Origin of the sequence: Stenotrophomonas sp. SrG, assembly GCF_050031795.1 — a bacterium.
Classification (GTDB): Bacteria; Pseudomonadota; Gammaproteobacteria; order Xanthomonadales; family Xanthomonadaceae; genus Stenotrophomonas; species Stenotrophomonas rhizophila_A.
The window spans coordinates 85,414-105,071 of the sequence record NZ_JBNBBE010000007.1 but is presented as its reverse complement, the minus strand read 5'-3'; the positions used below and the strand labels follow the sequence as shown (position 1 = coordinate 105,071).

The following is a 19,658-nucleotide window of genomic DNA, read 5'->3' as shown; positions in this document are numbered from 1 at the left end:
AGTAGCTCGCTTTGTCGCGACCGCACCTCAGAGCTCGGCGTCCAATTCGATCGACCTAATATCGACCGCTTCCCGAACAACCTCCCCCGAACTCCGACGCCTAACCTTGAATCTAAGCATCACCGTCTCAGACCTGTTGTCTCTCTGCACATCCTGGTCTGATACATAAAGTTCGGGATCGGCCAGTTCGATCACAAACCGGGGAGCAACTCTCATCGGAAAAGAAAAAATGACGCGAATCACCCCCTCCCCATTTGGTCTATATACGATTAGATCGGCTGTACCGGTCAGCGCCTGATGATAGGCAACCATTGCCTGCTCCTCCGTCATCTGCTGCTCACCGAAGAGGCCGCTACTAGGCGTTAACGTGGTGAAGTGATTCTCTAGCCCTTCTGGAACTGAAAATGCGACTGGATCTGTTTGCACAACAACTGAGTAGCCTTCAGCGTTGTACGATAGCTTTACGGCACGCGACGACGGCTCGAACTCAATTGGGGCTATAAGCACTGAAAACGAGACGGGTCCTTCTGGAAGATCAGACAGGTCAATTGTCGGATCTTCCGTTGCGCCTGTGCTTTCGTGCTCATCCAACTTATCGATGGCGGGGACGCGGTAACCATATATCTGAAATGGCATCTCGGTCTTGGTCAGTGGCGCAATGTAGCTGGAGCCCCCATTTTGGTGGTAATTCACGCGACCCGACTGATGAATCGTGATCTTTCTGTTCTTTGATTTTGGTGTATCGAATTCGGATGTACTTGGTTCCGCATCTTTTGTCCCCGTGGTCCATGACGTTCGCGAGCTACTGTAGCCATCCCTTCTGATTGTCATGATCAGCGATCCGTCTCGATCAGTAGTTTCCAACGTCATGAACTTGCGAACTACGGGTCCGCGCCTTATTAGAATTCTCATTGCGAATTTGGTCTCCAGCTGGAGATGGGGGCTATGTTTCTCTAGCCGCTTTGGCGTGGGGCAGTGAGGTGGGAAGTTCCGCAGCCCCCATAGACATCCCTAATCCTCTTCACCATTCAATGTCCGCTTCCGGCCAGAAGCGGACGTTGAAATTGGTTGAGCGTGGGAAACGGCCACCCCTTGAACGAGTCTCTGAGACTTAGACCCAGCGACGGACCGCCCTGCAGTAGACGGCGTACTGCGTCGGGAAGCGAGATGACAAATGCCGCTCCTCGGGTAGGATCTGAAACCGCGTGATGTACGCCACGAAGAACACCACCACGAGCAACCCCCAAGGCTGTGCGAGCCAAGCGGACAAGCCCAGAAGTGCAAGTGCATATCCCAAGTACATCGGATTACGAGTAAAGCGGTAAGGACCATGGATGATGAGCGCGGACGTTAGCTCCGGCTGAACCGGACTGACCGAAGTGCCCACGCGCCGGAACAGCTCCTTGGGCCAAGCGTTGATGCCGAGACCCGCTACAAGGAGTGCGACACCAACCGGCGACAGCAGCGAAGACGGATCAGTGGCTCGGGGAAGTACCCAGATGATGACTGCAAGCACGCCCACGAGAACAGGCGGCGGAACTTTCTTTTCAATTGCCGAAACTGCTCGACTCATGAGACCCAACTACCTGATAGGAGGCCCCTGAGGCCGTGCTATTCGCTTCAACCACTAAAGCCGTTACGGAGGGTGAACACATCCCCTTGATTGAGCTGGATCTTAGGTGCCTCAATTCTGATAAACAAGTGGCTGCAAGGCCGAACTCGACCTATAACAAACACGTACATCCACTACGCATCCGGAGCGCAGTGAACTCCATGGATTTATCCTGACGCCTTACGTCCTCTATTGGACAGGCCGACGACGCGGCTCAGGGCAAGATGAGCTGTGAGAACCCGGCATTGGAGTCGTCTTCATCGTGATCATAGATTTCCAGCCCGAGTGCGATTCCACGCTGACCAAGGGCGAGTAACGCTTCTCCTGAGAGCCATGTCCCGTCATTGCTGCTACCCATGAAAAGGCCGCAGTAGATGTTGGGTTCAAACCGCGCTAATGAGGCCCAGATAGTGAGATCCTGGGTAAGTTGCTGGAGGATCTCAAAGATCTGGCTCTCCAGGTCTTCTGGCTTGCGATCAGCCGCGCTGAGTCTCCAAGATCCGGTCTTGGTGATGCACTTGATCCCGGTGCGGCTGCCGATAAGCTCCTGCCCCTTTTGATACGACACCGTTGGACTCGCCCCCAGCAGGGCGCTGATCTCGTCGGGCACGAGCTCGTCCCCGAAGAATCGTAGTATTGCCAAGGAATGATCTGGTGCTCCCATAGGAAATACCTATCGATTTGACGGACCCATGGTCCGATTGTTCACCTTGTCTAGAGGGCGTCAGGTGTTGAACTTCCGGCTTCGTTCACCCGTTTGCCCCGCTCATACTCAGTCATCAGCTGCTCCACCCCGCGAAGTGGGTTCAGGTTGAGTGAACTGTTAGTCGAGGTCATCGCTGGACTGATTTGACTCGCTCGTCGATTTCCAAATGACTAGTTTGATCAGCCATCCCAAGAGAACTCCCGCCAGTGCAATCGCACCAATGATGGGCGAGGCCATAAGCGCAATGCCAAAAATCCAGGGCCATGTGTCTGATCCGGCAAGGCCGGAAATCACCAGACCTGCAAACGCGGCTGCGAGAAGAGCACAGGCAAGAATTGCGATGCCGCGGAACTTGAAGAACAGGGCCGCGATAAATCCGGATCCCGCGAAGTATGGCCAGAGGTCTGTAATCATCAGTCTTCCAACTCCTTGGTAGACGGGCGCCTGGGGGGCCGATTGACTGTGCCTGCACCGAGCCCCTGCTGATGTCCGCTTTGGGCCGATAGCGAACGTTAGCACCGGGCGAGCCGGTTAAGTAGCCCTGATTTAAGCTTTCGGCTAGAAGTAGACCATTGACCACCCAATCCACTCAGATCCCGGCAAGCACGCTCGGATCACCCGTCCTCCAGACGTTGTCCACTATCACGTGCTTGATCTCCCACCCCGCGTCGCGGCGGGCCAGAACAAAGTCATAGCAGTTTTTCATCAGGTACCGGCGTGCGCCGTCGACGCTCGATACGTGCTGCGCTTCGACCAGCACCTCCACCCGCGCCGTATCGCCGCCCACCACCACCCTCGGGTTGCTGAACGAGTGGGGATTATCGAGCCCGTTGAGCGAAGTGGACAGCGTCTCGACGATGATTTCCGTGTTTTCCTCGCCACCCTATTCGAGTGAGGCGTCAATGCGGGAGATGCGGCCTGCAGAATCAACGGCTACTAGAAGAATTCCGATCTCGTGACCGAAGTCGCAGGTAAAGTCGACCCGGGCCCGTGCACGCGCATCGCCAAGACCTTCCAGCGAAAGCAGACGGGTAACCGTGTGGTAACCCACGAAGTACTTTTTCAGATAGTCACGCACACCGGCGTGCTGGTTGAAGGTGCATCCGGTGGACGGGTCATCGATCACTGCTGTCTTGCTGAACAACGCCAGGGCGCGTTCGATATCGAACGCGTTCGTCGCGTTGATGAAGGCCACTACCGTGGCTTTCACGCGGTGCGATGCAGCGACGTCATTCATGGCCGTGCTGCCAGCTTTTGTAGACGAACTCCAGGCTGTAGCCATCCGGATCGCGCACCTGCGCGGCGTAGTAGCGCGGGTCGTAGTGCAGCTGCGGCCCCGGCGGATGGATCTCGCTGGCACCGGCGGCCATCGCGGCGGCATGCGCGGCATCGACCATCGCGCGGGAATCTGCCACAAAGCCAACATGTGCCGCCTGCGCCTGCGCCGCCGCCACGCCCTGCCGCAGCCAGAAGAAAACCCGGCCGCCTGCGCCAAAGCCCTTCAGGTCCGGGTGGCCGGGTGGGCCCTGCCGGCCGTCGTAGTCGAGCCGGTTGACGATGCCCAGCGGGACCAGCGCGGCCGTATAGAACGCGACTGAGCGGGTGGTGTCGGTGACCGTGAGGAAAATGTGGTCGAGCATGTCGAACTCCGGTTGCGAACTAGATGTTGTAGCCGCCTGCAACTTCAATGGTCTGCGCATTGACCCAGGCCTGCTCTTCACCGAGCAGCCCGGCAATGACGCGGCCCACGTCGTCCGGCTCACCTACCCGGCCCAGTGCCGTCTGCGAGGCCAGCAGGGCTTCGAACTCATCATTGAGCCCGCCGCCCAGCTCGGTGCGGATCGCGCCCGGTGCTACGGCATTGACGCGGATGCGGCGCTCGCCGAACTCTTTGGCCATGTAGCGGGTGAGCACTTCCAACCCGCCCTTGAAGGCGGCATAGGGCGCCACCCCGGCGGTGGCCACACGCGTGGTGGCGCTGGTGACGTTTACTATGCTCGCGCCGGTACCCAGCAGCGGCAGCAGTGCCTGCGTGAGGAAGAACGGTCCCTTCAGGTGCACGTTGAACAGACCGTCGAACTGTTCCTCGGTCACCGTCTCGATCGGATTGAACAGCCCGAACCCGGCGTTGTTCACCAGGCCATCCAGCGCGGAGGCGCCCCAGGTTCCCTGCAGGGTGTCCTTCACGTTCGCGGCAAACGCCGCAAAGCTTCCGGTGTTCCCCACGTCCAGCTGCAGGGCCACTGCCGTGCCGCCTTCTGCCTGGATACGCTCCACCACCTGCTGGGCAGCATGCGGCTGGGCGTTGTAGGTGAGGATGACGCCCATGCGGCGCTGCGCGCAGTGCAACGCGGCGCTGGCACCAATGCCGCGGCTTCCGCCGGTGATGAGTACGTGCTTCATGCAGGTAGTCCTGTGCAGTGAGGGGATATGTACAGGCTAGGGTCGCCGGCTGCGGCGCGCCGACCTGATCCTCGCCAATTCCTGCCTATTCCTGCTTTCCGCCTTGCCAGCCCCCTGCGGCGGGTGTCCAATGTGTACATGGACAACGCGCTGGAAGAACTGCGTCGCCTCGCGGCGCATGCCGAGAATCGCCGTACCGAGACGGGTATTCCCCGCGTTGCCATGGTGCAGGGCGAGATCCCGGAGCATGCCCTGGCGGCCGTGTACGAGCCGATGATCAACCTGATCCTGCAGGGAAGTAAATCCATGACGGTGGGTGAGAAGACCCTTGAGTACGACCCGGCTACGTACTTCATCATGTCCGTGGACCTGCCGGCGGTGGGTGCGGTGCACCCGGCCAGCACCGGCGAGCCGTACCTGGCGGTGAGCCTCACGCTGGACCTTGGCATCATCGCCGCGCTGTTGTGCGACACCACCGATGCTGCCACCGGGCGCGGCGAGCCCTCCACCCAGACCGAGGCCTTCAACGTCGCCGCCATCACCCCCGAACTGATGGATGCGTGGGTACGCATGCTGCGCCTGATGGAACGCCCCAGCGAGATACCTGCGCTGGCCCCGGCCTACGAGCGCGAGATCCTGTACCGGGTGCTGCAAGGACCACACGGATGCATGCTGCGGCAGTTGGCCACGCCGGATTCGGCACTGGCCCGTATTAGCAGCGCCATCCAGCGCATCCGCAGCGACTATGCCAAACCGCTGCGCATCGCCGCTCTGGCCGAACAGGTGGCAATGAGCGAGTCTGCGTTCCACCGCCACTTCAAGTCCGCCACTGCGCTGAGCCCGCTTCAGTACCAGAAGCAGCTGCGCCTGCTGCAGGCCCGCCAGATTCTGGCGACGCGCGGAACCAGTGTTACCGCAGCCGCGCTTGATGTCGGCTATGAGAGCCCCACCCAGTTCACCCGCGAGTACGCGCGTGCGTTCGGTCTGCCCCCCTCGCAGGATGCGGCGCGCATGATGGCAAGTCGGCGTGGGTAGATCGACAGCAGAGCCCGCGTCGTCAGGTAGAAGCAGTTTGCTAGCATTGCCCGCCAATCCTCCATGGAAGGAAGTCGTCCCATGTCTTTATTGCCGGCGTTTCGCCGAGTCGTAGCGCTGACGCTCGGGGCCTTGCTGGGCTGCACATCGCCTTCCCTGTCCGCGGCAGAACCAGATTCCATCACCAGCGCCTTCACTCACCCCATCAATCAGGCCAAAGACGCCCCATTGGTCAGCCTGGGCAGCGATGGCTTCCTACGCTATGCCCTGTACTACGAGCGAGGCAGCGACCAGGCACGCAACATCGTCCCGGACTTCTCGCGCGCCGGTTACCAGGGAGGCGGCGTCAGCTTGCCCGTCCGCGCCAGCATTCCGGTGCGCAAGATCCTTGAGCCAAACCCCGAGGGTGACGACTACCCACGCATACAGGCGGCCATCGACGCGGTTGCCACACTTGCCCAGGACAGCCGGGGCATACGCGGCGCCGTTTTGCTACGGCGTGGCCACTACCGGCTGAGCAAGACGCTGACCATTCAATACAGTGGCGTGGTGTTGCGCGGTGAAGGCCGGGGTGCCGATGGGACGGTGCTCCGCTCCGGCACGACCGAGCGCCAAGGCAAGATCATCGACATCGGCAACAGCGAATCCGCGGCACCGCGCCCAGCAAAAGACGTGCGCCGCACCGCAATCGACATGGACTACCTGCCTGTCGGCGCAATGCGGATCAGGGTGAAATCCGCAGCCGGCTATCGCGTGGGCGATGCCGTGGCGATCGCAAGGGAACCCAATGACCGCTGGCTCGCCCCCGAAGGCATCGATACCGCCCGCTACCGATGGACGCCGGGCGACTACACCATGTATAGCGAACGGGTCGTCACCGCCATCGACCATGACACGATCACCCTTGACGCCCCGATCATGGACGCCATTGATGCGCGCTTCGGTGGCGGCAGCGTCTATCGCGCGGATCCCATCCGTATCTCCCAGGTCGGCATCGAAGACCTTCGTCTCGAGGGCAATCCCGAGACCGGCACGGTCAACGGGACTGCAGATACCGGTCCCTATGCCGCACTTCGCCTCGGTGGAGTCCGCGATTCATGGGTCCGCGATGTTACCGTGCGCTTTGTGTCGCATGGGTTCGTGACCCGTAACGGCGCCCACTTCAATACGCTGCAGGACATTGCCTATCTCGACCCGAGGTATGGCGAAACACAGGGCGCCCGTCGCTATGTGTTCCTGTACGAGGGAAATTCCGCATTCAACCTCATCCAGCGCTGCTACAACCAGGGCGGCAGACACACCTTCGTCATCGGCGCACGGGTGCCCGGCCCCAATGTGTTTCTGGACTGTGTGGCAATAGGCGACAGCAATGACAGTGGCCCGCATCACCGCTGGTCCACCGGCATCCTGTACGACAACACCAAGGGTTACATGCTGCGGGCACAAAACCGCCGGTACAGCGGATCTGGGCACGGTTGGGCAGGCGCGCAGCAGATGTTCTGGAACACCCAGCACGACATCTACGTCGTCCAAGCGCCGCCCTTCGCGATGAACTGGAGCGTGGGACAGGTCGGGACTGTAACACCGGGGAAGTTCCCGCCTGAAGAACCAGCTGGCATGGTGCAGTCAGTTGGCCAGGTTGTGGCGCCGCGTAGTCTCTACCTGCAGCAGTTGCGTGATCGCCTCGGCGAACAGGCGGTGATTAACGTCACCACTGCGGAGCAGCGTGAGGGACGTATCTGGAGCAACCTTTCAGCTCGCGCTGGGGAGTGAGGAGAATCATTCTTCGCCGCTGTGGCTGTACCCATCACTTCATCCTACCGAGCAGATCAGCATCGACCTTGAGGACTACCTGTCCCTTTTGACCCGCGCCATGGAGGCCATGGCCTGCGCCGTCACCTCTTCACTCGATGATGTCGTCAGCACAAACAGAAGCTCTTCCTTGTCTGCGGGACGTGCCCAAGAGCGGGCGACGGTTTTGGCAAGATCATTGTTTGGCCCCAGCCCAGCAGTGTCCGGCGCCTGGGCGACCAACGGCGCTGGCGCTGTTCCTACCAGTTTCTGGAATCCTGCCTGGATCTGATCCGGGTTTCCGCGCTGGGCGAACACCGAGCAAACGGAACTCTTGCTGAGTGAAATGACATATCGCGTGCTTGGAGCAACAAAGATCCAGGCGGTTCCTTCTTTACCGCCGAGGAAGAACCCAGCCTGGTCTGGCGGCAGAACCTCCAATCCGTGGCTTTTCATCTGGTCACGCAGCGTGTCCTGCGCGTAGTAGTACTGCATGCAGGTAGTGGCGAACAACGCGTTGAAATCGTCTGGAAGCGGGTTCACTGCCGCAAAGGCCGGCGCGGCGGTTGTTGCCATCAGAAGTAGAAGGCTGCGCATACAACTCCCAGGGGTCTTACTGCCGTTGAAGGGAAGCCGGAACCGCATTGTGACTTACAGCCGCACCCCGAACCAGATCACGGCTTCTGCCTCGCAACAACGAGGCTGCGAGGCCAGGATCTGGATAACGGTCCCTCTGGTTACTCCATGGAAGATAGACGCGCCAGCGCACAGCGGTGTGACGCTTCCATTGTTGCGATGGAGTAAACAGCGAAGTTACCCGCAGGCGTCTACCGAGAGGGGGTGGCTGGGCATACCGTGGAACCGCGCTGCAGCCCCCCGCCCCGCGCCCCTTCCCAGGACCCAAGACCATGACCCAACGTCTCGACTACCAGCAGCAGTCCCCCGAGCTGACCAAGAAGCTCATGGAACTCAGCATGGCTGAAGCAAAGAGCTCCATCGAAGCGTCCATCCGCCACCTTGTGCATATCCGCGCCTCGCAGCTCAACGGCTGCGCGTTCTGCGTCGATATGCACGTCAAGCAGGCCACCATCCACGGTGAAAGCGCACTGCGGCTTCACCACGTGGCCATCTGGCGTGAATCCAACCTGTTCACGCCGCGCGAGCGTGCGAGCCTGGCGTGGACCGAGGCGCTGACCTGCATTCCGAGCCAGGGCGTGCCGACCGAACTGTATGAGCGCGTTCGCGGTCATCTCGCTGAGAACGAGATCTCCGATCTCACCTTCGTGATCGCGGGCATCAACGCATGGAACCGCATCAACGTGGCTTTCCTTGCCGTTCCTGGTTCCTTCGACAAGGCATGGGGATTGGACAAGGCTGGCCTGTCCGTCGCACCGGCGGAGGCGCAATGAACGCGCGCGCGAACTGGGCGGCAATCGCTCTCTCGATGGGCCTCTGCCTGCTTTCCGGTGCCGCCTTCGCGCACGGGGGCACGCATGCAACCGATGCGCCGCACGCAGTCGTTGCCGAGGTGGCATCGCAGGCGCTGCAGGACTACCCGGGCAAAGAGATCACGCTCATCACCGTGGACTACCCGCCGGGTGCGGTTGACCCCGTGCATCGCCATGATGCGCACGCCATCGTGTACGTGCTCGACGGCACCATCATCATGGGTGTGAGGGGAAAGCCTGAGCAGACCATCAAGGCCGGCGAGACGTTCTATGAAGGCCCGAACGATGTCCACACCGTGGGCCGCAATGCCAGCCAGAGCAAGCCCGCCAGGTTTGTGGTCTTCCTTCTGAAAGACAAAGAGAAGCCGCTGCTTATTCCGGCGGAGTAGTCCAGCGCACGTACCGCATGCACATAGGGCCTGCGGTACGCAGCCCCTCGGGACGCTGCCAGGTTCACGCTACTTGATCTTCAGCTCCGGCAGAAGGGGATCGACGTCGACCAGCTCCAACGATTTGACCATGTGCAGCGTCCCGTTCTTGTACTTGAGGAAATGCGGACTCTTCACGTGCTGTTCGTATGCCTGCCGACTCGCATATATTTCAAGAATCGTCAGTCTGGTCGGGTCGTCTTTGTCGAAGACGGCGTACAACGACAGCACGCCTGGCTCGAGCTCCATTGAGGCGCGAACCTCTTCAGCCAGGGCGACTCGATAGGCGGGCAAATGATCCGCGTTTACGGTGATCTTTGACAGCCTGGTCATCTGTAACTCCTCAGCTCCAGCACTGGAGGAGCATGCAGCCATGCCGATCAAGGTTCCGATCAGTATCCTTTTCAATCAGCCCTCCAACGTGCGCGTGCAACCCGGCGCATAGCTTTCCTGAAGATCATTCCTGCCGAGCCTCGAGCTGGCGTTGAACACCAACGCGGACACGTTCGGCAGCGTCCAAGCTGGAGTGGGCTTCGAGAACATCGGCAAGGCTGGACAGCTGCTCAGGGCGCACGCCTATGTTCATGCTGATTCCTATGTGAGACTGCAACTGGGGTTCCACCCCGGACATGGCAGCCAGCATGCTGACCGTGGCCAGCTCGCGACTCTGCCAATCAAGGTTGTCGCGCTCGAAGATGTCGCCAAAGAGATGCGTACGCAGAAACTCATTTGCTTGCGGTGCGAAATCGAACAATGGCCCTGAGACTGGACCACCCACCAGCTTGGTCTGGTTGGCGGTGCCTGCAGCGAGCAACGCGTCGCCCTTGGGAATCGGCTTGCCGGGCTCGCGGCCGGCTTCATCCTGGATGCCACTCTGCCTGCGTGCCTCCGCCACCTTCATCAGTTCGCTCAACGCGTTCAGGCTCCGCGGAAAGCCCGCATAGGCGTAAACCTGCACGAGTATCTCTCGCACTTCGGCCAGACTCAGTCCCGCGTCCAAGCCTTGATTCAGCGCGCCCCGAAGGCTATCCATGTTGCCGTCCGCTGCTGAGGCGCTGATCGGAATAATGGCTTGCTGGCGAGTGTCCAGTTCGGTGGTGGAACCCGTGTTTGATTTGACGTTCATAGCTGCTCCTTCGTATGCGAAAGCGATCTGTCCCGGACCGGAGGCAAGCATCGCCGCACCCATCAGACAGACGAGACGACTGGACCGCCATTTCCAATCAATCGCCGTGGTACTGGGCATCGGTCACTTTCTCCAACCAGTTCACGTTCTGACCATCGCGCACGCCGGTTACGGCGAGATGGGTCATCGTCGTACCGGGCGCCGCGGCTTCAGCCTCATGGGGAAGGCCAAGCAGCGCCCAGACAGAGAGGGCCAAGAGCCCGCGAACCGCGGATCGAACCAACATGTCAGCCGCCTCCGTCGGAGCGGGCCGGTGCGTCAGCAGCGGGAGGTCCGGCCAGGTACTGCTCTTCGCTCACATGCTCCAGCCAGTCAACGTTCCTGCCATCCAACGCCTCCTGGACCGCGATATGCGTCATGGCGGTGGTGGGCGATGCACCGTGCCAGTGTTTGTGACCCGGCGGGCACCAGATCACGTCACCCGCCCGGATCTCCACGATCGGACCGCCTTCGCACTGTGTCCAACCGAAGCCGGCAGTAACGATAAGCGTCTGCCCCAACGGATGGGTGTGCCACGCAGTGCGCGCACCCGGCTCGAAGGTGACCGCGGCGCAGGATACCCTCGATGGCGCAGAGGCGGCATTGAGCGGATCGATGCGGACCATGCCCGTAAACCAGTCCGTCGGTCCTTTGATGGACGCTTGGGTGCCAAGGCGTTTGATTTCCATGTAGCTCACCTCTTTGTGGTGTGTTGGGTATGCAACCAAAGGCTAGTCGGACTCAATCCGAACCGCGAGCGGCCCTTCCGTGCGAAGGACCTGCAGTCGTCCTTCTATTCGACCCAGTCGAATCAGACCGACAGCATCTGATCGTTGATGATCAGTCGAATCTTCATGGAATGAACCTCCGGGTGTGACCCTACCTTCCAGGCTGAAATGGCGTGATGAGTGGACTCGGCAGAGCATGCCGCTACTGCCCCGAACGCAAGCAGGAGGCAAAGCAGTGTTCCTGTGATCGACGTAACGCGCCTCATCAGCCCCGGGGTTCCACAGCGACCACCGACCCCGACGTGGACGCCCGGTCGTACGCCGTGGCATAAGCGAGCAGCGCGGCGCACAGCAACAGGCCAGCACTGGCCAGGAACGTGCTGGCAAAGCCGAGACTGTCAAACAGCAGTCCGCCGACGGTCGAGCCGAGTGCGATGGAGCACTGCACCACCGCCACCATCAGCCCGCCGCCGGCCTCTGCGTTGTCAGTGAAAGTGCGGGCCAGCCAGCTCCACCAGCCCACCGGCGCGGCCGTTGCCAGCAGGCCCCATGCCGAGAGCAACGCGGCGGTCGGCCAAAGCTGGGGCCCCAGTGCAACCAAGGCCACGGCAATGAGCGCCATCAAGGCCGGAATGGTCACAAGCGTTCGGTAAAGCCCACGCCTGATGAACGCGCCAATGACGAGCGTGCCCACGAAGCCGCTTACGCCGATGGCCAGCAGCACCAGTGGTACAGCAGACGTTCCCGCACTGGTCACCCGCTCCAGGAACGGCCGCACGTAAGTGAACAAGGCAAATTGCCCCATGAAGAAGGCACCGCAGGCAAGCATGCCAAGTGCCACCACACGCCGCTGGAACAGCGCGACCAGCCCGCTTTGTGACTGCCCGCTCTCCGCGGGCATGGAGGGCAGACAAACCCATTGCCATGCGAGGGCTATGGCAGCCACCGGCAGAAGGCACAAGAAAGCGCCGCGCCATCCGATCATGCCGCCCAGGTAGCTGCCCAATGGCGCCGCAACTACCGTTGCAAGCGCGTTGCCGCTGTTGAATATCGCCAAGGCGCGCGGAACCTTCGCAGCCGGAACCAGCCGCATTGCCGTTGCGGCAGAGAGCGACCAGAACCCACCGATCACCACGCCAATCAGTGCACGCCCCATCATGTAGGCCGGATAGTTCGGAGCCAGGGCCACCACCACACCGGACACTGCCATCAATGCGGTGAGGATCAGCAGCAACGTTCGTCGGTTCATGTTGCCCGCCAACCGGGAGATCGACAGGCTGGTCAGCACCGCAAAGGCTCCCGAAATGGCAATGCCGTACCCGGCAAGCCCCTCGGTCACGCCCAGATCTGCCGCCAAGGGAGTAAGCAGGCTCACCGGCATGAATTCCGAGGCTATCAACGCGAAGACGCATAGCGTCATCGCGAGCACGCCCCCCCAGTTTGAGCGATCTGCGATTGCGTGTGTGCGGCTCATTTCCCGGCCAGGCCGCGCTGGAAGAACGTCGTCAGTTTCTCGAAGGGAATCAGGTTGGCACGGTCATACAGGTCCACGTGACCCGCACCCTCCACCCAGTAGAGTTCCTTCGGTTGGCCGGCCCTTTGGTATGCGTCTTCGCTGAACTCGCGGGAATGCGCCGCGTCGCCAGAAATGAACAGCATCGGCCGGGGTGAAATGGTCTCGATGTCATTGAAGGGATAGAAGTTCATGAATTTGACCAGGCTGCTGAAGAGCGGCTGCGTGGTCAGCTCTGCCGTATCGCCCTTTGGCGTGTAGGCGCCGCGCGGGGTACGATAGAAATCGAAGAACTCGCGTTGGATGGCAGGGGTGTCAGCATCGAGTTTGTTCACTGTGCCTGGCACGTACACAGCCGCCCCGCCCTTGAACTCGGCCAAGCGCTGGTCGGTTGCCGACTGGATCACCGTCTTGCGCTGTTCCAGCGATTGCCCGTTGTTCAGCCCCTCCCGTGCCGCCGCACCCATGTCGTACATGCTCACCGTGGCGATGGCCTTGATGCGCGGGTCGATCTTGGCGGCGCTGATCACAAAGCTGCCGCTGCCACAGATACCCAGGCCGCCAATCCGATCCGGGTCCACATAGGGCTGCGTACTCAGGAAATCAACGGCCGCACTGATGTCGTCTGAATAGATTTCCGGCGCCACCAGGTGCCGCGGGGTGCCGCCGCTCTCTCCCCAGAAGGAAAGATCGATTGCCAGCGTAATGAAGCCCTGCTCGGCCAGCTTCTGCGCGTAGAGCTGCGAGCTCTGCTCCTTCACCGCGCCCATCGGGTGGCCAACCACCACGGCGGGGGCGCGGCTGCCGCGAGGCAAGCCCTGAGGGCGGTACAGCGTGCCCACCACTTCCATCTGGTACTGGTTGTGGAAGCTGACGCGCTCACCAGTGACAGTGGGGCTGCGGTAGAAGTTGTCTGCCCCGGCGGGACGGGCTGCTTCGGGCGTATCTGCAGCCATGGCGGGAAGCGGAAGTACGTAGCTGGCAAGCAGCGCCAGCAGCAACGTGGTCGGTTTCATGCGAGTGCGGCCTCGGTTGGGGGACTGAGGTCGCCACGATAGGCTCCGCCCGCTACCGTGATAAGCCGGCTGAAAGTTGATGCATTGTTGAGTTGAGCTCACAATTGGTCCATGAGCGCCGTGAAGACCAATGATCTGCAAGCCTTTCTAGTGGTGGCCCAAGAGCAGAGCTTCACCAAGGCCGCCATTCGCCTTGGGGTAACGCCCTCTGCGCTGAGCCATTCGATGCGGCTGCTGGAAGAGCGCCTGGGCATTCGCCTGCTGGCCCGCACCACGCGCAACGTTTCCCCCACTGAAGCCGGCGAGCGCCTTATGCGCTCCATCGCACCGCACTTCGAGGCTATCGGCGCCAGCGTGGAAGCGCTGGGGGACCTGCGCGACCGGCCGGCGGGAACGCTACGGATCTCCTGCACGGATGATTCGATGGAGACCATCATCCGACCACGGCTTGCCGGGTTCCTGGCCGAGTACCCGGATATCACGCTTGAGTTCTACGTGGATTACGGCTTTACCAACGTGGTGGAGCAGCGCTTCGACGCCGGCATCCGGCTCGGGGAAGCGCTGAGCAAGGACATGATCGCTGTCAGGGTCGGACCGGATTGGCGGCTGGTGGTGGTTGGATCTCCCGGCTACTTCCAGAAACATCCCAAGCCCAGAAAGCCCGCCGACATCACCCGACACCGTTGCGTGCACATCCGGCATCGCCCAAACGGTGCCATTTATGCCTGGGAGTTCGAAGAGAAGGGCAAGGAGTTCACGGTACGCGGCGATGGCCCGCTGGTCTTCAACAGCATGACCCACGTCATCAATGCCGCACTGGACGGACTGGGCTTGGCCTACGCCCCGGAACCGATGGTAGCCGAGCACATCGCGCAGGGCAGGTTGGTGGCTGTGCTGGACAAGTGGTGCGTCCCCTTCCCCGGCTACCATCTTTACTACCCTAACCGCCGGCAGCCCTCACCTGCTTTTTCTGCGCTGGTCGCTTGGTTGAAGAGGGATGAGTATGCGTAGAAAGGCAGCGGCTGTGTATGTGGGTCGCGCCTGCACTGCGTAGCAATGTTCAGCGCACCCCGGGTTGCTTACGACTCCTCTTCTGGTGCGGTGAGGCCAGTGAACAGGAGCGCTTGGCACGAGAGTATGCCACTGATTCTGGGACGTTCGTTCCAGCAATCACCAGCTGACGCCAGAATTTCGGCTCACTTGCGTCACACCATTGATCAAGTAAATCGAACATGCCGGTATGCTGGGTAAGCATCAACTTCTCTTTATTTGAGCAGCTGTGCATCGTCTGGATTCGGGGCTTGATATCCCCTTGTTAGACCCATGAAAGCATGAAGTTCTGCGTCGGGAGGGTGGCGAATACAACACCCCCTTGGGAAATAAGTCACGCCGATGGTCTAACGGATATCAACCTCCCGACTCCCTTGTCGCCGACAAGGGAGTACTTCCGATGGAGTAGAAGCATGCGCAGTTCAAAGATGGATTCATGCAACGATCCCAGCCAGCAGGTTGGCATCGGCTGGTATCAGCCCAAGAGCCTACGCATTTCCGCCCTGCGGCACCCTGCCGGCAATATCCTGCCGCCGGACCTGTCCATTCCCTACCTGTCGCTGTGCGGAGTGTGGTTGGAGCGGTTGGGGTTCAAGACCGGTCATCGTGTGTTTGTAGAAGTGACACCCGGGCGCGTTACGTTGACGCTGGATGAGACGCCGGTGCCGTTGCCGTACCGGTATCAGAAGCACAAGCCGAAGAAGAGCCGTCCGGACGCGTTGAGCGAGTAGCTGGAGGCTCGCACGTCTGGAGTCCGGCTGTAGTTGAGGCATTGGAGACACGCCGGCGTGTCTCCGCCCTACCCTCGGCCGAGTTCGTGTTACGCCATGAACACCAGTCGCAGCGCAAACCCGATCAGCAGCACGCCCATCACCCGTTCGAACCAGTGGCTGGCGCGCATGAAGCGTTGGCGTACGGCTGCTGTGGAGAGGGCTACGCTGACCAGGACGAACCACGCTGCGTTGACCAGGCACATCCACAGGCCGTAGAGCAGCTGTACGGGGAGCGGTGTCTTTGCGCTGACAAGTGTTGTGAACACAGCCAGGAAGAACAGGGTCGCCTTGGGGTTGGTGGCGTTGGTCATGAAGCCGATGACGAAGGCTTGTCTGGGGGTTTGCTGCACGGCGTCGCTCAGCGCATCGGTGGTCGCCTCGCCGCCTGCGCTTGGCTTGCTGCGGAGGAACTTGATGCCGAGGTAGAAGATGTAGGCCGCGCCCAGCCACTTGGCTGCGGTCATCAGCCAGGGGGTTGTGTGCAGGAGTGCGCCTACGCCTATGAGGGTGTAGAGGACGTGGACCGAGATGCCTGCGCCTATTCCCAGCGAGGTGTAGATGCCTGCTTTTCGGCCGAAGCGGACGCTCTGGCGGACGGCTACTGCGAAGTCTGGGCCTGGAGCGATTACTGCAAGCAGGTGGACTATGGCCAAGCTTAGGAATTCTGCCCAGTAGGGTGCGAACACTTTTGACTCCGTGGTGGTGCGGTGGCGCTCCATTCTCCGTGCGGTGCCGCCTGGGGGCCGGCACTACCGCACGGTTTTCTGCCGGTATCGTGAAGGCCGGCCAACGGCCGGCGCTACCGGGTCTCTTGCGACTGTGGGGTCGCTATCAGAAGACTGCGGCGCGGTGTCCGTCGAGCATGCCTGCGTACGGTGCGGCCCAGTACCTGTGACCTGTAGTCTGGCTCAGAATCGCTCGGCTAGTTTGCAGAAAGGTACTCTGAGATCTCTATCAGGTTGAGTTCGGGGTCCCGGACGTACACAGATCGGATCTCGCCCAATGCACCGGTGCGCTCGACGGGACCCTGTTCGATCTTCACGGAGTTGCTGCGGAGCGTCTGGATGACCTCGTCCAATGGAACTGCGGCAATGAAGCAGAGGTCCAGGGAGCCCGGCACGGGTAGGTGCGCCTTGGGTTCAACCTCATGCCCCTTGATGTGCAGATTGATCTTCTGGTTGCCAAACCGGAAGGCCTTTCTGCCCGCCCCGAACGTTTCCAGGGTCATCCCCAACACGTTGACGTAGAAATGGGTGGTGGCCTCTTCTGCGGAAGTGGTCAGCACGAGGTGATCCAGGTGGTCGATCATGGGGGCGGTCGCAGTTGGGCGGTGGCTTTATCGTAGCCGTATGCACATTGCACGTTGTGGCGCCTTGCAGCCAAAGGCGCCCCACGAAGAGAAACCGCCCAATCCGCTACCTAAACACTACCGTGCGGTGGCCGTTGAGGATGATGCGGTGCTCTACGTGCCTGCGTACGGCACGGGCCAATACCTGCGATTCGGTGTCGCTGCCGAGGCGGACCAGGTCACGCGGCGTCATGGCATGGTCCACCCGTGCCACGTCCTGTTCGATGATCGGGCCTTCGTCGAGATCGGAGGTGACGTAGTGGGCCGTTGCGCCGATGATCTTTACCCCGCGCGCGTGGGCCTGGTGGTACGGCTGCGCGCCTTTGAAGCTGGGCAGGAAGCTGTGGTGGATGTTGATCGCGCGGCCGGCCAGTGCCTGGCACAGGCGCGGTGAGAGGATCTGCATGTAGCGCGCCAGCACCACCAGGTCGATCTGCTCGCGTTCGACCAGATCGATGATCTGTTGTTCCTGCACTTCCCGGTTGTCTGCATTCACCGGCAGGTGGTGGAACGGAATGCCGTAGGAACCGGCCAGCGGGCCGAAGTCTTCGTGGTTGGAGGCCACTGCGGCGATGTCCACCTGCAGCTGGCGGCTGTGCGCGCGGAACAGCAGGTCGTTGAGGCAGTGCCCCTGCTTGCTCACCAGCACCAGCAGGCGCGCACGGCGGCGGGCGTCGTGCAGCTGCCAGTCCATCTTGAAGTCGGTGGCCAGCCCGGCCATGCGGGTCTGGATGGTGTCGATGGGCTGGCGCGGGTCACGATCGAAATGCACGCGCAGGAAGAACCGGCCGCTTTCGTCATCGCCGAACTGCTGTGCATCCAGGATGTTGCAGCCCTGCTCGAACAGCAGGCCGGAAACGCGGTAAACGATGCCGGTACGGTCCGGGCATGAGAGGGTGAGGATGGAGTCGGGGCGCATGGGGTGAGTGTAGTGGAGCGGCGCCGCGCTCTGGAGGGACGATGTCAGTTGCAACCAATTGCTGTGGGCGTTGATGCAGATGGAGCAGCGGACTAACAGTCCGCTCTACCGGGCGGTGTGCCGGGCGGTGTGCCGGGCGGTGTACCGACCGGTGTACCGGCCGATGCGCCGACCGATGCGCCGACCTGTTTACCGACCGATGTGCCGACCGATGCATCGTTCGATTTGCCGCGACGCCCCACCAACGGTGGGGCGCTACCGGGGGATGGATGCCACATCGGGTCAGCGCGGCGGGTGCACGGTCAGCGCGACGAGGCGCATCACCACCGGGCGCACCATCAGTACGCAGACGAACGCGGTGGGCATGGCGAGTTGGTAGGCGCCGAGTACGCGTATGGGGAAGTCGGCGTTGATGCCGGCGTTGGCGGCGGTGATCACCAGGCACATCAGCATGGCCATGATGGAGGCCATGAAGAAGGCAAAGACATACGGGGTGGCGCGCGCGCCGAGCTTCCAGCGGGCGGTGGCCAGGGGTTGGGCTTGCTGCGACATCAGGGGTCCAGTGGGCGGCAACCAGCGGTTGCGGGACCGGCACGATAGTCAGCGGGGCCAGGTGCGGGTAGACCGCCGGGCATTGGCTCTTTATAAAGTAATTCTTTGCAATGACCGGCCAGAATTGGCGCCAGCATGAACATTCTGCAGTCAATCCGCAGTTTCATCCGTACCGCCGATGCGGGCAGCCTGGCAGCGGCGGCGCGCACGCTGGGGATCAGCCCGGCGGCGGTGGGCCAGAACATCGCGCGGCTGGAGACGCATCTGGGCGTGCGCCTGTTCAACCGCACCACGCGCACGCTGGCGCTCACCGAGCGCGGCGCGCTGTACCTGGCCGAGGTGCGGCATATCGAGCGCGACCTGCAACGGGCGCAGGCGGCGGTGACCCATCCCGAAGCCACACCGCATGGTCGCCTGCGCATTGCCAGCACCTCCGCGTTTGGCCGGCATGTGCTGGCGCCGATGCTGCCGGCGCTGCAGGCGCGCTATCCACGGTTGTCGATCGAGCTGCTGCTGGCCGACCGCAGCGTGGACCATGCGCATGAAGATGTGGATGTGAGTTTCCGGATCGAGCCGCAACTGGTGGAAGGCCTGGTGGCGCGTGCGATTGCGCAGGTGCCGTTCCAGGTGTGTGCGGCGCCTTCTTACCTGGCGCAGGCGGGGGTGCCGGCGACACCAGAGGAGCTGCGCGAGCACCGTTGCCTGGTGTTCCGCTATCCGGTGGATGGGCGGTTGTTGCCGTGGGGATTCGTGCGCGATGGGATCCGCTTCGAGGCGGAGATGCGGCCGGCGCTGGTGTCGGATGACATTGATGCGTTGGCGGCGATGGCGGCCGCAGGCGGTGGCATCGCGCGGTTGGCGGCGTTCGTGGCGGCGCCTTGGTTGGCGCGCGGGGAGTTGCAGGTGTTGTTTGCGTCGGGCGATGGGGCGCGGACATCGCCGGAGCCGATGCGGTTGTTTCTGTGTGTGAGTGATCGAAGGGATTTGACGCCCAAGGTGCGGGCGTTGATGCAGCACGTGGTGGAGGGGTTACCGGCCGCGTGGCGGGTGGATGTTGCGTGAGATCAGGCGGGGGGGGCCCCCCCCCCCGGGGGGGGCCCCGCAAAAAAAAACAACGGGCGGGGGGGAGAGCGCCCGCGGGGCGCGCGGGGCGCCCCCGGCGGTGGGGGGG

General features: G+C 61.8%; 25 protein-coding genes. 7 read left to right on the top strand and 18 right to left on the bottom strand.

The window, feature by feature from the left end:
• Positions 1–27: 27 nt before the first annotated feature.
• The 8 genes from ACQG3P_RS08615 to ACQG3P_RS08580 all read right to left on the bottom strand — a co-directional run bounded on the left by ACQG3P_RS08615 (position 28) and on the right by ACQG3P_RS08580 (position 4,721).
• Entirely contained in the window at positions 28–870 is an 843-nt protein-coding gene (locus ACQG3P_RS08615; RefSeq protein ID WP_426804790.1) for a hypothetical protein, read from the bottom strand.
• Between the two features lie 241 nt (positions 871–1,111).
• Positions 1,112–1,573, bottom strand: a complete 462-nt coding sequence (locus ACQG3P_RS08610) for a methyltransferase family protein (protein ID WP_426804789.1) — start codon at positions 1,571–1,573, stop codon at positions 1,112–1,114.
• Positions 1,574–1,826: 253 nt separating this feature from the next.
• Complete coding sequence (locus ACQG3P_RS08605; protein WP_426804788.1) at positions 1,827–2,276, bottom strand: DUF4279 domain-containing protein; 450 nt, start codon at positions 2,274–2,276, stop codon at positions 1,827–1,829.
• Between the two features lie 159 nt (positions 2,277–2,435).
• A complete protein-coding gene (locus ACQG3P_RS08600; RefSeq protein WP_426804787.1) occupies positions 2,436–2,732 on the bottom strand; it encodes a hypothetical protein in 297 nt (98 codons plus the stop codon).
• Positions 2,733–2,907: 175 nt separating this feature from the next.
• Complete coding sequence (locus ACQG3P_RS08595; protein WP_426804865.1) at positions 2,908–3,165, bottom strand: nuclear transport factor 2 family protein; 258 nt, start codon at positions 3,163–3,165, stop codon at positions 2,908–2,910.
• 36 nt (positions 3,166–3,201) lie between these two features.
• Positions 3,202–3,555 carry a nuclear transport factor 2 family protein gene (locus ACQG3P_RS08590; protein WP_426804786.1) on the bottom strand — a complete coding sequence of 118 codons (354 nt, stop codon included), beginning with the start codon at positions 3,553–3,555 and terminating at the stop codon, positions 3,202–3,204.
• Complete coding sequence (locus ACQG3P_RS08585; RefSeq protein ID WP_426804785.1) at positions 3,548–3,958, bottom strand: VOC family protein; 411 nt, start codon at positions 3,956–3,958, stop codon at positions 3,548–3,550. Before ACQG3P_RS08585 ends, ACQG3P_RS08590 begins: the two co-directional genes overlap by 8 nt.
• Before the next feature lie 19 nt (positions 3,959–3,977).
• Complete coding sequence (locus ACQG3P_RS08580; RefSeq protein ID WP_426804784.1) at positions 3,978–4,721, bottom strand: SDR family NAD(P)-dependent oxidoreductase; 744 nt, start codon at positions 4,719–4,721, stop codon at positions 3,978–3,980.
• A gap of 123 nt (positions 4,722–4,844) precedes the next feature.
• On the opposite strand from ACQG3P_RS08580, the gene ACQG3P_RS08575 reads away from it, so the two are divergent.
• Both ACQG3P_RS08575 and ACQG3P_RS08570 read left to right on the top strand, forming a co-directional pair.
• The gene (locus ACQG3P_RS08575; protein ID WP_426804783.1) at positions 4,845–5,756 is read left to right on the top strand and encodes an AraC family transcriptional regulator N-terminal domain-containing protein; all 912 of its coding nucleotides are present in this window, start codon (positions 4,845–4,847) and stop codon (positions 5,754–5,756) included.
• A gap of 81 nt (positions 5,757–5,837) precedes the next feature.
• Entirely contained in the window at positions 5,838–7,529 is a 1,692-nt protein-coding gene (locus ACQG3P_RS08570; protein ID WP_426804782.1) for a hypothetical protein, read from the top strand.
• A gap of 75 nt (positions 7,530–7,604) precedes the next feature.
• Here ACQG3P_RS08570 and ACQG3P_RS08565 read toward each other — a convergent pair whose 3' ends face one another.
• On the bottom strand, positions 7,605–8,144 hold the full coding sequence (locus tag ACQG3P_RS08565; protein WP_426804781.1) for an NMCC_0638 family (lipo)protein: 540 nt from the start codon (positions 8,142–8,144) through the stop codon (positions 7,605–7,607).
• Between the two features lie 311 nt (positions 8,145–8,455).
• Between ACQG3P_RS08565 and ACQG3P_RS08560 the strand changes: the two genes are divergently transcribed.
• The gene (locus ACQG3P_RS08560; RefSeq protein WP_426804780.1) at positions 8,456–8,956 is read left to right on the top strand and encodes a carboxymuconolactone decarboxylase family protein; all 501 of its coding nucleotides are present in this window, start codon (positions 8,456–8,458) and stop codon (positions 8,954–8,956) included.
• Entirely contained in the window at positions 8,953–9,384 is a 432-nt protein-coding gene (locus ACQG3P_RS08555) for a cupin domain-containing protein (protein ID WP_307107676.1), read from the top strand. The genes ACQG3P_RS08560 and ACQG3P_RS08555 overlap by 4 nt, the downstream gene beginning before the upstream one ends.
• A gap of 69 nt (positions 9,385–9,453) precedes the next feature.
• Here ACQG3P_RS08555 and ACQG3P_RS08550 read toward each other — a convergent pair whose 3' ends face one another.
• The 5 genes from ACQG3P_RS08550 to ACQG3P_RS08530 form a co-directional block, all read right to left on the bottom strand.
• Positions 9,454–9,756: a putative quinol monooxygenase gene (locus ACQG3P_RS08550; RefSeq protein WP_426804779.1), complete on the bottom strand. Its 303-nt coding sequence runs from the start codon at positions 9,754–9,756 to the stop codon at positions 9,454–9,456.
• A gap of 124 nt (positions 9,757–9,880) precedes the next feature.
• Positions 9,881–10,549, bottom strand: a complete 669-nt coding sequence (locus ACQG3P_RS08545; RefSeq protein ID WP_426804778.1) for a carboxymuconolactone decarboxylase family protein — start codon at positions 10,547–10,549, stop codon at positions 9,881–9,883.
• A 287-nt stretch (positions 10,550–10,836) separates the two neighbouring features.
• Positions 10,837–11,277, bottom strand: a complete 441-nt coding sequence (locus tag ACQG3P_RS08540) for a (R)-mandelonitrile lyase (protein ID WP_426804777.1) — start codon at positions 11,275–11,277, stop codon at positions 10,837–10,839.
• Positions 11,278–11,581: 304 nt separating this feature from the next.
• Positions 11,582–12,790, bottom strand: a complete 1,209-nt coding sequence (locus tag ACQG3P_RS08535) for an MFS transporter (protein ID WP_426804776.1) — start codon at positions 12,788–12,790, stop codon at positions 11,582–11,584.
• Positions 12,787–13,845 (bottom strand): alpha/beta hydrolase, encoded by a 1,059-nt coding sequence (locus ACQG3P_RS08530; RefSeq protein ID WP_426804775.1) that lies wholly within the window; start codon positions 13,843–13,845, stop codon positions 12,787–12,789. Before ACQG3P_RS08530 ends, ACQG3P_RS08535 begins: the two co-directional genes overlap by 4 nt.
• 111 nt (positions 13,846–13,956) lie before the next feature.
• On the opposite strand from ACQG3P_RS08530, the gene ACQG3P_RS08525 reads away from it, so the two are divergent.
• Positions 13,957–14,856: a LysR family transcriptional regulator gene (locus ACQG3P_RS08525; RefSeq protein ID WP_095362534.1), complete on the top strand. Its 900-nt coding sequence runs from the start codon at positions 13,957–13,959 to the stop codon at positions 14,854–14,856.
• 452 nt (positions 14,857–15,308) lie between these two features.
• Positions 15,309–15,626, top strand: a complete 318-nt coding sequence (locus tag ACQG3P_RS08520) for a SymE family type I addiction module toxin (protein ID WP_176472569.1) — start codon at positions 15,309–15,311, stop codon at positions 15,624–15,626.
• A gap of 89 nt (positions 15,627–15,715) precedes the next feature.
• Here the strand turns inward: ACQG3P_RS08520 and ACQG3P_RS08515 are convergent, their stop codons facing one another.
• The 4 genes from ACQG3P_RS08515 to ACQG3P_RS08500 form a co-directional block, all read right to left on the bottom strand.
• Positions 15,716–16,354, bottom strand: a complete 639-nt coding sequence (locus ACQG3P_RS08515; protein WP_426804774.1) for a LysE family translocator — start codon at positions 16,352–16,354, stop codon at positions 15,716–15,718.
• Between the two features lie 236 nt (positions 16,355–16,590).
• Complete coding sequence (locus tag ACQG3P_RS08510; RefSeq protein ID WP_426804773.1) at positions 16,591–16,977, bottom strand: VOC family protein; 387 nt, start codon at positions 16,975–16,977, stop codon at positions 16,591–16,593.
• A 106-nt stretch (positions 16,978–17,083) separates the two neighbouring features.
• Entirely contained in the window at positions 17,084–17,935 is an 852-nt protein-coding gene (gene purU / locus ACQG3P_RS08505; protein WP_068848425.1) for a formyltetrahydrofolate deformylase, read from the bottom strand.
• Between the two features lie 282 nt (positions 17,936–18,217).
• A complete protein-coding gene (locus ACQG3P_RS08500) occupies positions 18,218–18,487 on the bottom strand; it encodes a DUF2798 domain-containing protein (protein ID WP_426804772.1) in 270 nt (89 codons plus the stop codon).
• 135 nt (positions 18,488–18,622) lie between these two features.
• Here ACQG3P_RS08500 and ACQG3P_RS08495 point away from each other — a divergent pair, with 135 nt between their 5' ends.
• Entirely contained in the window at positions 18,623–19,549 is a 927-nt protein-coding gene (locus tag ACQG3P_RS08495; RefSeq protein WP_426804771.1) for a LysR substrate-binding domain-containing protein, read from the top strand.
• The last annotated feature ends 109 nt before the right edge of the window (positions 19,550–19,658 follow it).